13 protein-coding genes are annotated in these 13130 nt (G+C 54.7%); 3 read left to right on the forward strand and 10 right to left on the reverse strand.

From position 1 onward, the window contains the following. Positions 1-65: 65 nt before the first annotated feature. The 3 genes from ispG to dxr all read right to left on the reverse strand — a co-directional run bounded on the left by ispG (position 66) and on the right by dxr (position 3890). Positions 66-1226: a flavodoxin-dependent (E)-4-hydroxy-3-methylbut-2-enyl-diphosphate synthase gene (gene ispG, locus GP473_RS05400; protein WP_185769909.1), complete on the reverse strand. Its 1161-nt coding sequence runs from the start codon at positions 1224-1226 to the stop codon at positions 66-68. A 253-nt stretch (positions 1227-1479) separates the two neighbouring features. Continuing rightward, positions 1480-2715 (reverse strand): M50 family metallopeptidase, encoded by a 1236-nt coding sequence (locus GP473_RS05405; protein WP_185769910.1) that lies wholly within the window; start codon positions 2713-2715, stop codon positions 1480-1482. Continuing rightward, a complete protein-coding gene (gene dxr / locus GP473_RS05410) occupies positions 2700-3890 on the reverse strand; it encodes a 1-deoxy-D-xylulose-5-phosphate reductoisomerase (RefSeq protein ID WP_185770706.1) in 1191 nt (396 codons plus the stop codon). Before dxr ends, GP473_RS05405 begins: the two co-directional genes overlap by 16 nt. Before the next feature lie 260 nt (positions 3891-4150). Between dxr and GP473_RS05415 the strand changes: the two genes are divergently transcribed. Then, positions 4151-4603, forward strand: a complete 453-nt coding sequence (locus tag GP473_RS05415; RefSeq protein WP_246394699.1) for a DUF2631 domain-containing protein — start codon at positions 4151-4153, stop codon at positions 4601-4603. A 73-nt stretch (positions 4604-4676) separates the two neighbouring features. On the opposite strand, the gene rlmN is transcribed toward GP473_RS05415, so the two are convergent. After that, entirely contained in the window at positions 4677-5789 is a 1113-nt protein-coding gene (rlmN, locus tag GP473_RS05420) for a dual-specificity RNA methyltransferase RlmN (RefSeq protein WP_185769911.1), read from the reverse strand. An 84-nt stretch (positions 5790-5873) separates the two neighbouring features. Between rlmN and GP473_RS05425 the strand changes: the two genes are divergently transcribed. Continuing rightward, positions 5874-6323, forward strand: a complete 450-nt coding sequence (locus GP473_RS05425; protein ID WP_185769912.1) for a LapA family protein — start codon at positions 5874-5876, stop codon at positions 6321-6323. 178 nt (positions 6324-6501) lie between these two features. Here GP473_RS05425 and GP473_RS05430 read toward each other — a convergent pair whose 3' ends face one another. The 5 genes from GP473_RS05430 to rpsB all read right to left on the reverse strand — a co-directional run bounded on the left by GP473_RS05430 (position 6502) and on the right by rpsB (position 10778). Next, positions 6502-7353 (reverse strand): phosphatidate cytidylyltransferase, encoded by an 852-nt coding sequence (locus GP473_RS05430; RefSeq protein WP_185769913.1) that lies wholly within the window; start codon positions 7351-7353, stop codon positions 6502-6504. A gap of 6 nt (positions 7354-7359) precedes the next feature. Then, a complete protein-coding gene (gene frr, locus GP473_RS05435) occupies positions 7360-7917 on the reverse strand; it encodes a ribosome recycling factor (protein WP_185769914.1) in 558 nt (185 codons plus the stop codon). Positions 7918-7997: 80 nt separating this feature from the next. After that, positions 7998-8687, reverse strand: a complete 690-nt coding sequence (gene pyrH, locus GP473_RS05440; protein WP_221891970.1) for a UMP kinase — start codon at positions 8685-8687, stop codon at positions 7998-8000. A 318-nt stretch (positions 8688-9005) separates the two neighbouring features. Then, entirely contained in the window at positions 9006-9824 is an 819-nt protein-coding gene (gene tsf, locus GP473_RS05445) for a translation elongation factor Ts (protein WP_185769916.1), read from the reverse strand. A gap of 132 nt (positions 9825-9956) precedes the next feature. Next, on the reverse strand, positions 9957-10778 hold the full coding sequence (rpsB, locus tag GP473_RS05450) for a 30S ribosomal protein S2 (protein WP_185769917.1): 822 nt from the start codon (positions 10776-10778) through the stop codon (positions 9957-9959). Between the two features lie 840 nt (positions 10779-11618). Between rpsB and GP473_RS09475 the strand changes: the two genes are divergently transcribed. Then, on the forward strand, positions 11619-12044 hold the full coding sequence (locus GP473_RS09475; RefSeq protein ID WP_246394700.1) for a M23 family metallopeptidase: 426 nt from the start codon (positions 11619-11621) through the stop codon (positions 12042-12044). A gap of 64 nt (positions 12045-12108) precedes the next feature. On the opposite strand, the gene GP473_RS05460 is transcribed toward GP473_RS09475, so the two are convergent. Then, positions 12109-13125: a tyrosine recombinase XerC gene (locus tag GP473_RS05460; RefSeq protein ID WP_186276672.1), complete on the reverse strand. Its 1017-nt coding sequence runs from the start codon at positions 13123-13125 to the stop codon at positions 12109-12111. Positions 13126-13130 lie beyond the last annotated feature (5 nt).

Below are 13130 nucleotides of genomic sequence, written 5' to 3' on the forward strand. Positions count from 1 at the left end.
GATCTCTGCGGCACATATCCACCTCCGTTCAGCACGCGATCTGTCCGATCCTATGCGCACTGCCTCTACTCAGTAATGCGCACTTCAGCCTTCGCCCCCTCGACAGCCTCTAACCCCTCTTCCTCAGCAATGCGCATCGCTTCTTCGATGAGGGTCTCGACGATCTGATCTTCAGGCACGGTCTTAATAACTTGGCCCTTTACGAAGATCTGTCCCTTGCCGTTACCAGATGCTACGCCAAGATCAGCATCTCGTGCTTCACCGGGGCCATTGACTACACATCCCATCACTGCTACGCGCAATGGAAACTCCATGCCTTCCAAACCTGCTGTCACTTCTTCAGCCAAAGTGTAAACGTCCACCTGAGCGCGTCCGCAAGAAGGGCAAGAAACGATTTCCAATTTGCGTGGACGCAGATTCAGAGACTGTAGAATCTGGTCACCGACCTTGATTTCCTCTACTGGATCCGCAGACAATGACACTCGAATGGTGTCGCCGATTCCTTCAGCCAAGAGAGCGCCAAAGGCTACGGCAGACTTGATGGTTCCCTGAAAAGCAGGGCCAGCTTCCGTCACCCCCAGGTGCAACGGGTAATCAGATTGAGCGGCAAGCTGACGGTACGCCTCAACCATGACCACTGGGTCATTGTGCTTCACGGAAATGGCAATGTCACCAAATCCATGTTCCTCGAATAATTGCGCCTCCCACAACGCTGATTCAACCAACGCCTCGGGAGTAGCTTTACCGTATTTCTCCATGATGCGCTTATCCAAGGAACCTGCGTTCACACCGATACGAATCGGAATACCGGCGTCCCCGGCTGCTTTCGCAACTTCCTTCACACGTCCATCGAACTCTTTAATATTGCCTGGATTCACGCGCACAGCCGCACAACCTGCTTCGATGGCGGAAAAAATATACTTCGGCTGGAAATGAATATCTGCAATCACCGGGATTGGAGACTTCTTGGCAATCGCGGGAAGAGCTTCAGCGTCCACGGTCTTGGGGCAGGCGACGCGGACAATATCACAGCCAGAGGCTGTCAACTGCGCGATTTGCTGCAGGGTCGCGTTCACGTCATGTGTCTTGGTCGTTGTCATGGACTGCACAGAGATGGGGTAATCGCTACCCACACCCACTCCGCCAACCATGAGCTGACGAGTCTTACGGCGCGGTGCCAAAGTTGGTGGCGGGCCGTCAGGGATTCCAAGAGAAATGCCGGACATAAAGCTGTGCGACCTCTTTCTAGTGCTTTCTGGTGGATGTCTGGTCGTCTACGCTCTGATGCGTGACGTGGTTCATGCGTCTGTTGATACGTCCATGTGCAAAACACAGGTACCGCAGGTGTCAACGCACTCAACCCTCACTCAGTCTACGCCGTCGAACGCCCAAAATCCGTGTACCGACTGACCCCACGGCCTATTTCCGTGTCAGGAACCAGCTGGGAAACCCCTAATACCTCAAGAGCCGCCCCTAAGGTCAGAAAAGACGAACTGGATTAACCACGTCCGCCAAAATCACGGTGAGACCAAACACCAGCAGTACTGCGGTTGCCGCGTAGGTCAGGGGCATTAGCTTGGTGTAGTCTGCGGGCCCTCCGGGTGCCAGGCCGCGTGCGCGTCGATACATGTCCCGAATTTTTTCATAAATCACCACGGCAATATGACCACCGTCCAAAGGAGGAAGCGGAACCACATTGAAGAAGGCAAGGAACAGGTTCAGGCTCGCCAGAGTAATGAGAAAACTCTGCCACAACTGGTACTCCACTAATTCACCACCAATGCGGGAGGCTCCCACCACGCTCATTGGCGAATCTTCAGCACGATTGCCCCCAAAAATGGATTCCACTACCCCGGGGAAACGCTGCGGCAACTGTACGAGCCCCTTGGTAGTCTCCTTCACCATCATTCCGGTGAAATCGAAAGTTCCGCCTACTGCAGTCGCTGGATTGAACGTGAGGATTTCAGAGCGAGGTTGCACGGCTTGGATACCGACAGCACCCACGACCATGGTCTTCCCCGACGTGGCTCGTCGCTCTACAAGTTGTACTTGCAGGTCGAGCGACACCTCATGTCCATGGCGCTCCACTACCGCTGGTACCGTAACGCGATCTCCTGGACGGCCATCAGCATCACTACCGATAGACGACACAGCTTTGGAGAAGTCCGGAAAGGTCGGAGTCTCCTGTCCGTTGACGGACACGAATGTATCTCCAGGTCGCACGCCGGAATCTTCTGCCGGCCCAGTCCCCTGGCACGAGGTCAGCGATCCATCCTCTTTTTGGCTGGCAGGTGCACAAGCCAACTTTTCAACAGTGGGGGTAAAAACTTTTGAGGTATCCGGAAGCCCCCAGGCCAATGCCACGCTGTAGATAATGACGAGAGCCAGCACGATATTCATAAGGATGCCGCCTAGGAGCACAAAAATGCGTTGCGCAGCGGGGCGACTGTACATAGCGTACGGACGTTCTTCCTCCGACATCTCGTCCAGCTTGGTCATTCCTGCGATATCACAAAAGCCACCGAGTGGAATGGCTTTCAGGCCATATTCCGTGTGGTTCTTCTTTATTGACCACAGTGTCGGGCCAAAACCGATGAAGTAACGGCGCACGCGCATGCCACACGCTCGAGCAGCATACATGTGACCAGCTTCGTGCAGTGCGATAGATACCGCGATTCCCAGTGCGAAGAGTACGACACCTAATGCGAAAGCCATGGGCGCATCCTTTCATAGGCCTTTGCACGGGCCTCGCGTTCGGCTTCCACAACGTCTTCCACCGTGGAAGGGATCTGGCAGAGGTGTGCACAGTCCTCCATCACAGCCTGTACCGTGTCGACGATGCGCGGAAAGCTCAATGCCCCATTGAGAAATTCCACGGCGGCTTCTTCATTCGCGGCATTATAGACCGCGGGCATGGTACCGCCCGCACTCACTGCCTGTCGTGCCAGAACAACAGCTGGGAAGACGTCATCATCAAGGGGCTCAAAATGCCAATCCATCGCGTTGCTGAAATCCAGGCCTGGCTGTACTTCCGCCACGCGGTGTGGCCATCCCAAAGCGAGGCTGATCGGCAGCTTCATCGAGGGGGGTGATGCCTGAGCAATTGTCGAGCCATCAACGAAAGTCACCATCGAATGGACGATAGATTGCGGATGAACGGCCACGTCAATGTGCTCGGCAGGAATGCCAAAAAGCAGTGACGCCTCAATAAGCTCGAGCCCTTTGTTCACCATCGTCGCGGAGTTCAGAGTGTTCATTTGTCCCATCGACCACGTGGGATGATGTGCCGCCTGCAGCGGAGTCACAGGTTCTAATTGTTCACGCGTCCACCCACGGAACGGCCCACCGGAGGCGGTGAGTACTAGTCTGGCGACCTCCCGCGTTGATCCCGCGCGCAAGCATTGAGCCATTGCGGAGTGTTCAGAATCGACGGGGATCAGCTGGCCTTCATCCGCGGCGTGAAGAACCAGCTGACCACCGGCCACGAGGCTCTCTTTGTTGGCCAGAGCGAGCTTTGCGGCAGTTCCTAGGGAGGCAAGAGTGGCGTCGAGTCCAAGAGAACCCACCAGGGCGTTGAGGATTACGTCGTCACTGCACAACTCATCGCCCAGGTTATCCACCAGTTGGCGAGCAGAATCATTTCCTCGGATCACCCGGCCGCCCAATTGAGCATCCAGATAATCAGCGCTCTTTTCCGACGCCACGGCTACCCGATCAGCCGATAACTGAAACTGCTGGGCTTGTTGAAGCAAAAGCTCGGGATCACTACCTCGCGCGGCGATTCCCACGAGCTCAAAGCAATCGGAGTTGTCGGCTATCACTTCCAGTGCCTGGGTGCCAATCGAACCTGTGCTACCTAGTACAACAACGTGTCTCTTCACCCGAACTATCTTTCCACGAAAGACCCAGCGTGTGTACTTAGCTCTACTGTGAGAACGCTGGGAGAAAACAGGCTCAACTTTCTTAACCCCTAACGGGTGGCGAGGGCGACTTTCCTCAGGGAATATGCCAATATAATGAAGACGCAACTGACTGTGTTGGATAGTGGGTTGAACGATGGTCTGCAGCAAAGACAAGCTATTGTCCCATCAACTGCACCACTACACCCCACGCAGCAACACCGTTGCCAACACAGATAAATGACGAAAACATGGAGGACATGGTGGCTTCCCACGCAAAGAAGGCAGAAGTTTACGCCAACGTATCTACCGAAGATGTGCCATCTGCAGCTTGGGGCTGGAGTGCGCTCTCCCGCCGTGCTGTAGCTACCGCTGGCATCTGCGGTGGCTTGTTCCTGCTGGGAATGCTCTTCGGTAACCACAAAGGGCACGTTGAAGACATCTGGCTGATCGTCTTAGCAGTGCTCACTTTCATCGGCACCGCATTCGTTACCCTCCAGCCAAAACTGACGCAGGTTCGTACCGTCACCGCCCATAACAAGGCAGAAGGCCACGTTGAACCAGTCTGGACCGAAGATCAGCTCCACGGTACCGGCGTGTACGCCAACCTCTCCCGCGAAGAGCGTCTAGCGCTGAACACCGACGGGACCTCTGCTGGCACCGAGATTGATGGCACAACTGCAGACCCCGAGTTAGCTCACTAAACACCCGCACGCTGAACAACAAACCCGTGATGGATATCCATCACGGGTTTTCACTATGCGCCTGGCACGACCATCAGTTCTCCTCAGCGGCAAGCTGACCACACGCCGCTGCAATCTCCTGCCCCTTAGTATCGCGTACCGTACAAGGAACGCCCTGAGCAATCACGCGGCGTACAAACTCATCTTGAACTTCACGCGGAGACGCATCCCACTTCGAACCGGGCGTCGGGTTCAAAGGAATCACGTTCACGTGAACTTTCGAGCCCAACGCACCGTGAAGTTTCTTACCTAACAAATCCGCGCGCCACGGCTGATCATTCATGTCCCTAATCAACGCGTACTCAATTGACACCCGCCGCCCCGACTTATCAGCGTAATAACGGGCGGCATCCAGTACTTCTTCAACAGACCAGCGGTTATTAACCGGCACTAACTCATCCCGCAATTCATCGTCGGGAGTGTGCAAAGACACTGCAAGGCGAACGGTCATCTCTTCATCAGCGAGTTTCCGGATTGCCGGCGCCAACCCTACGGTGGAAACCGTGACATTACGCTGAGAAATCCCAAAACCTTCAGGTGAGGGATTAGTGATCTTGCGGATAGTTTCCACCACTCGCTTATAATTCGCCAATGGCTCGCCCATCCCCATAAAGACAATGTTGGAAAGACGGCCTTCCTCACCGGAAACTTCACCATCACGCATGGCTACAGCTGCGTTACGCACCTGCTCCACCATCTCCCCGACTGAGAGGTTACGGTCCAAACCGCCCTGGCCCGTCGCGCAGAACGGACAGGCCATGCCGCAGCCTGCCTGAGAAGAAATACATAATGTAGCGCGACCCGGATAACGCATGAGTACAGACTCCAGCAATGTACCGTCGTGAAGCCTCCACAGGGTCTTGCGGGTCTCGCCATCATCGGCCTCCATGTGCCGGACTGGTTGCATGAGGGGAGGAAATAAAGCTTCCCGAACAACCGAGCGGGCAGATTCCGGAAGGTCAGTCATCAAGTCTGGGTCGCCCTGCAAACGCCCGTAATACTGACGGGCAAGCTGATCGGCGCGGAATTTTGGCAAGCCTAACTGCTTAACCTGATCCTGCAAATCTTTGCGGGAAAGATCAGCCATGTGCGTCGGCGGCATACCTCGTCGGGGTGCAGAGAAATTTAACGTCACTGGTGTAACCATGATGAGGGACATTATTGCACGTAAAACGCGCCACACCCATTTCAGAAATGGCGTTAGAGGAAAAAATGGCGTTGAATAGTCATTATGACGAATAATAACGTACCCAACGACTACAGCAGCACTCCTGGTTTCGATGGGTCAACCACTCCTCAGGAAACCGCCAGCTACACCACTGACGTTCCAACTCGGGCACCGGAATCTCAGGTCATCCCTCCGGCAACTGAAGCTCAGCCCGCCCACACCCCTAGCCGCACGAAGGCAGACACGAAAGCTGAACAAAAGACGGTAAAGGGTTCCATTGCCGGAAGCACGTGGGTCGCCCTCATCATCGGCGCGCTGCTTCTCATTCTTCTCTTGGTGTTCATCCTGCAGAATCAGCAATCAGTACGCCTGCAAATGTTCGTGTGGGAGGTTAACTTCCCAATCGGTGTGGGAATGCTCATCGCTGCCATCATCGGTGCACTGATTATGGCTCTGGTGGGCGGCGTACGCATGGTTCAGTTACGACGCCAAGTCACCGCCCGTAAGAACTAACGACAGCTAGTCGCGCCGTGTAATGACGTGACTTTTGCCGCATGCCACATAGTACTGCCTCTGCCATGAAGAACTAAGACAATGGCAGAGGCAGTACTTTCTTCGTTTCTTCGCCTGCCGAACTACACCTCACGGCAAACCGTGCCTTGAGTCTGGGTGTTAAATAGCGGGAGGGGTTTTAGACACCCGACAGCATATTGAGAACCACCCACGTAATCATCGCGGCGGGAAGTAAGCCATCGAGGCGATCCATCAAACCCCCATGCCCGGGCAGCATGCCAGACATATCTTTGATGCCGAGATCGCGTTTAAACTGAGACTCCACTAGATCACCCAAAGTGCCACACGCTGCCAGCCCCATCCCCAAAAGCATTCCGATCCACATCGGTCCATCGAGTAGGAATACAACACACGCCATTCCTACGATGGTGGAAAACACGATGGATCCCACAAAGCCTTCCCACGACTTTTTGGGACTGACAGCTGGAGCCATTGGATGCTTGCCCAGGAAAATCCCAAATACATAACCTCCTACATCGGAGGCAATGACGCAGGCCATGAATGTAAAAATAAACGCTGCACCCGATGCCCGGGATGTTTCCATGCGTGAGAGCATCGCAGCGAAGGCGCCAAACAAGGGAATCCAGGTGAGGATGAAGATTGCCACGGCGGTATCGCGCACATAATTGTGTGGTGGAGACTTTCTTCCGTGGTGAAACAGACGCGTGACCATGACCAACAGCACACTCGTGGCATATCCAGCTACCAGGCCAGTAGTGCCGAATGGCCACGAAAGGTAGATCATGACCTGGCTACCGACCACGAGCGTCACTAGCGGGAGAACATAACCTGATTCGTATAGGCGTCGCCACACCTCATAGGTCGCCAACCCCATGGCAGTCGCAACTAACGGGTACCACGTGAAAGGAGTCTGCAAACACGCTATGACGACTATGCCGAGGAACACACCAACGCCGATCGCCTTTTTGAGGTCGCGACCGGCGCCGTTCTTGGGCTTAGGAGTTGCCATCGGAGATTAGACCTCCATCAGCTCCTTTTCCTTATTGGCCACCAAGGAGTCAATTTGACCAACGTAATCATGGGTGATTTTTTCAAGATCCTTCTCGGCCGCTCGTACTTCATCTTCGCCGGCTTCGCCGTCCTTCTGGATCTTGTGAAGTTGCTCCATGCCCTTGCGACGGATGTTACGGATGGCAATCTTCCCGTCTTCGCCCTTGGACTTAGCTAGCTTGACGAGTTCACGTCGACGTTCCTCGGTCAGCTGTGGAATAGTCACGCGAAGTACCTGTCCATCGTTGGTTGGGTTAACGCCCAAATCTGAATTACGGATAGCATTCTCGATGGTGTCCATCGACGACTGCTCGTAAGGTTTGATGATCAACATGCGAGGTTCAGGCACGGAAATGGTCGACATCTGTGTAATCGGAGTTGGCGCACCGTAATACTCAGCAATGACGCCATTGAACATCGCTGGGTTCGCACGACCCGTGCGGATAGTAGTCAGATCCTCGCGAGCGTGCTCAACAGAGTGGCCCATGCGCTCTTCGGATTCGAGCAGAATGTCATCAATCATGTTCTTGAATCTACCAGTCGAGTTGTTGTGTTAGCGATAAGGAGGGAGTTCGGACGACGGCGGGTGAACCCTGCTGCTGCCTATTTCGATTGAACGAGGGTGCCGATACGCTCTCCGTTTACCGCCCGAGCGATATTTCCGTCAGTCAGCAAGTTGAATACAAGGATCGGCATGTTGTTGTCCATACACAGAGAGAAGGCTGTGGAATCTGCCACTTTGAGACCCTTTTCGATCACTTCTCGAGGGGTGATCTCGGTGTAGAGTTCTGCCTTTGGGTTTGTCCGCGGGTCATCGCTGTATACACCATCAACGGCTTTCGCCATGAGAAGCACGTCGCATCCAATTTCCAATGCGCGCTGTGCGGCGGTGGTATCCGTGGAGAAATACGGCATACCCATGCCAGCACCGAAGATCACCACGCGACCTTTCTCAAGATGACGGTCGGCGCGCAACGGCAAATACGGTTCGGCCACTTGAGTCATTTGTATAGCTGTCTGAACGCGACAATCCACTCCCTCTTGTTCAAGGAAATCCTGAAGTGCCAAACAGTTCATGACCGTGCCCAACATTCCCATGTAATCAGAACGGGAGCGATCCAGACCCCGCTGTTGTAGCTCTGCGCCGCGGAAGAAATTCCCTCCGCCGATCACGACCGCCACTTCGGTACCAGCTTTAGAGACCTCGGCGATCTGGCGGGCCACGTTCTGAACCACATCTGGGTCCACGCCCACTTTGCCGCCGCCAAACATTTCGCCGCCAAGCTTCAGCATTACGCGCTTAAATGCAGTCCTATTTTCGCTGGTAGTCACCTGTTATCTCCTATGGGATGGTTCATACGGAGTGTTGTCTTTTCTTTCCGGTGAACCATCCTACCGCGTATGGACCTATCCCCTATGCAGAAGCGCCCTGACGTGCTCGGCTTTCTCTGAGGCTGAATTTTGCCGTACGTTTTCGGCTCCTCCTCGGGCTTAACCCTAACCCGGATCTTAGTGCTTCAAAGCTTGCGTCATAGGACGACGACCCGCACCGTTATCGTGGTGCGGGTCGTCGTCCTAAGCGTGCGAGGCTTCGTCAAGGTTGGGGCGAGATTACTCCTGGCCAACCTCGAAGCGTACAAAGCCAGTCAACTGAATTCCAGCCTCGTCTGCTACCTGCTTTACAGTCTTCTTCGACTCGGTAACGGATGGCTGCTCGACAAGAACAGCATCCTTGTAGAAGCCCTTGAGGCGGCCTTCGATGATATTTGGCAGAGCCTTTTCTGGCTTGCCCTCTTCCCGAGCGGTTGCTTCGGCAATTTCACGTTCCTTAGCGACGACATCTGCTGGGACCTCATCAATGGTGAGGTAACGAGCCTTCAGTGCGGCAACCTGCATGGCTGCTGCACGAGCTGCCCCCTCATTGTCACCGGTATAGGAAACCAACACACCAACGGCGGGTGGTAGGTCGGCGGAACGGTGGTGCAGGTAGACAGCCACCTGGTCGCTTTCGATGGTGACGGCGCGCTTGAGCTCCAGCTTTTCGCCAATCTTGGCGGACAGCTGCTGGAGGGCTTCCAGAGCGGTCTGGCCGTCAACATCCACGTTCTCTAGTTCTTCGCGGGAGTTGGCCTTCGCTGCGGCGGCAGCTTCGGCAACCTTGTTTGCGAAGTCGATGAACTCAGCGTTCTTTGCAACGAAGTCCGTCTCGGCGTTGACTTCAATCATGGTGTTGCCGGACACTGCAATGAGGCCCTCAGTTGCAGAGCGCTCTGCGCGCTTGCCTACGTCCTTAGCGCCCTTGATGCGCAGGATTTCGATGGCTTTGTCGAAGTCGCCGGATGCTTCTTCCAGAGCTTTCTTGCAGTCCATCATGCCGGAGCCTGTGATCTGGCGGAGCTTCTTAACATCTGCTGCGGTGTAGTTCGCCATGAGTGGCGTTCCTCCTTATTGGTGGAAAATGTCGGTGGCCGTTGTATTGGACGACCTAAGTGAAGGCAATCGCCCACGCCCGGTGGCGACTCAAGTGTCTATTCCATACGGGTGTGGGCGTCACGTGTGCTCTTACTCTGCGGACTTCTCCTCAGAGGCAGCGGCCTCCTTGGACTCAGCGGCCTCAGATTTCTCTACATTTTCTGGCTTCTCGGCCTTGTCGGCATCGCCGGTAGCTTCCTTGGCGGCAGCTTCCTGACGCTCTGCACGGGCAGCACGACCAGCCTCGACAGCGGAGGAGATAACAGAGGTCAACAGGTTTGCAGAGCGGATAGCGTCGTCGTTACCTGGGATTGGGTAATCGACAACGTCTGGGTCGCAGTTGGTATCCAAAATAGCCACAACTGGGATGTTCAGCTTGTGTGCCTCGGAGACTGCGATGTGCTCCTTGTTGGTGTCCACGATCCACAATGCGGAAGGAACCTTGGACATGTTGGCGATGCCGCCCAATACGCGCTCCAGCTTGTTGCGCTCACGGGTCAGCATCAAAATTTCCTTCTTGGTGCGACCCTTGTAGCCGTCCTCAGCGTTCTCCATAGCCTGGAGTTCCTTCAGACGGTGCAGGCGCTTGGCAACGGTCTGGAAGTTGGTGAGCATACCGCCCAACCAACGGTGGTTGACGTATGGCATACCGACGCGCTCCGCCTCGGTCTGCACTGCTTCCTGAGCCTGCTTCTTGGTGCCCACATAAAGGATGTTGCCACCGTGAGCAACGGTTTCCTTCACAAACTCGTAAGCCTCATCGATGAAGGTCAGGGTCTGCTGCAAGTCAATGATGTAGATGCCGTTGCGGTCAGTGAAGATGAAACGCTTCATCTTCGGGTTCCAACGACGGGTCTGGTGACCGAAGTGAACACCTGCATCCAGCAGCTCGCGCATAGTAACAACAGCCATAGTGTTACAGGGGCGGATATAACCTCGTGGCTCCCAGCCCAGTGGGATGCCGCCCCTTCCTCGCTTTCGAAAAAATCTAGGTTTCAACGGTTTATTTCGACCCACTCGCCGCAATCAATTGTGGTTGCAGTTTATGAATCGACCTGGCAGATAGCCCCTGGCTGTGTCCCACCGTGTTGTGTGCCCGGTTTTCTGTACCGAGACCGTTGCGATGATCCATGAAATAAGGGCTCGCGAATATCTACGCGTAGTCAGTGTTCTTCCCGCTTAACGAGCGGATTCGCGTACCGTTTCCTTCATACCCATGCAGGCATGGCTAAGTGAAAGCACACTGCTGAGCAGCCATATTACTCTAAAAATCTCTACGTTCACAACTTGGGATACCGGTGTGTCTGGGGATAACGCAACTTATCCACAAGCTAGACCCTCGCGTCATTGTTTTCTTCTCAACCGACGCAAACAATGCATTCTATGAAGTTACCCGGCCTTGTAAAAATCGTCTCTTATTCAGTATCTGCTGCATTGCTATTGGTTTCCCCAATTACATTGCTAGCAAGGAATGACCAGTCGCATATTTCACGCGAATCGGTCGCCCCCAGATCTCTTTTTCGCAGTGATACAGGTGGCGCACAAGACCTCACCCGCCTACCCCATTATGACTCAGCCGGAACCGGCACTCGTCCCGATTGCGCAGCAGTAGAAACCGACTCTCCTCCAAATTATGAATTGGCCAAGTTCACAGTCTCTGCCCAGAATCTTGTCGAAACTGAAAACTCCCAGCGCGGAGATCTGAGTCGTTATTCTGCGACGCACAGACTACCAATAACGCACGAGAGGAACGTGCCACCGAACAACTATGTACTTCGCGAGGCTGATATTCCGGAGAGGAACTGGGAGCCGGGGCATCGTGGCGTCGATCTCAAAGCACAACCAGGCGACCCGATATACGCCAGCCGCGGCGGCATAATCTATTTTGCTGGTGAAGTAGCGGGTACACCGGTTGTGTCTATCTTGCACTCAGACGGTCTAAGAACCACCTATGAGCCCATCACACGCACAGTATCGATCAACCAAAGGATCAGCCGAGGACAACTGATCGGCCACCTTGCCGATACGGCTACCCTGCCAAAGACCGCCAGGGCAGAACCCGGATTATCGTGGGGAGCCAGAGATGGGGACACATATGTAAACCCCATGCTATTGCTTGGTCTCCCCACAATCCGCCTGAAATCACCCAACCCGGAACAACGAGCCCATTCTGGTTAGTCAACAAGGTAGAAGCATTATTCAAGGCAAAGGCGCCATTTTCGCTTCTTATTATTTTCGGCCTCTACAAGTTTCCACTGCGTGGATGAGCTTGCTTAAACACGGCTCGGAGACGCTCAGTTCCCACGTGGGTATAAATCTGGGTCGTTGCCATACTCGAGTGTCCGAGCAGTTCCTGCACCACGCGCAGGTCTGCACCGCCCTCGAGCACCGATGTCGCGGCAGAGTGACGCAAACCATGTGGCGATAGTGTCGGCCCATCAGCTGCCGCAGTGGCCTCGCGAACCACATCGCGTACTTGTCGCGGATTTATCCGTCCACCGCGAACTCCCAGAAACAAGGCCGGTTGAACAGCCCGCATTGTGTTGTTCGTGGAATGGTCCCGCTGCGACAATATCTCGTGACGCCGCGTTATCCATTGCTGCAACGACTGCTCCACCGTCTGACCAAAGGGGACGACGCGGGTTTTGTTTCCCTTGCCTGTCACGCGTAGATAGCGACGGTGCATATCCACGTCATCAATATTCGCGCCGGTTAACTCGCTCACGCGAATGCCCGTAGCGTAGAGCAATTCGAGAATCGCCCAGTCACGCGTGGCAATAGCGTTTTGTGGGTTGTCAGCAGCGAAAGCTTGTGCACTATCTAAAAGCTCGCGAGCCTGATCTTCCCGCAGGACGCGCGGTAAACTGCGTTGAGGCTTAGGCGCTTTAAGAGCAGCCACTGGGTTGGCGTCTGTGTGCCCTCGATGAGCCAGATATCCGCCGAAACCCCTCATAGAGGACACGAGGCGGGCCAAAGTTGATCGCGAGATTTCCTTCTCCACTGCCCAGCCCAACACATCACGAGCTCTATCAAGAGTGAACTGATCTATTCGCTCGAGGCCTTCTAGAGCCACGTTCAGGTCATGAACATAGGCACGAATAGTGTTCTCACTACGCCCCACGACATGCCTTAGATACTTTTCATATCCGCGCAGAGCCTCACCGAGCTCTCCCTCAATATTCACTGCAGAATCAGAATCACCAGCACCGCGGGTAGCGCCGCGATCACTGAAGTTACCGTTGTGGCCAGAGGGGTTCATGGGAC

The sequence above is a fragment of the Corynebacterium anserum genome (assembly GCF_014262665.1).
Lineage (GTDB): Bacteria > Actinomycetota > Actinomycetes > Mycobacteriales > Mycobacteriaceae > Corynebacterium > Corynebacterium anserum.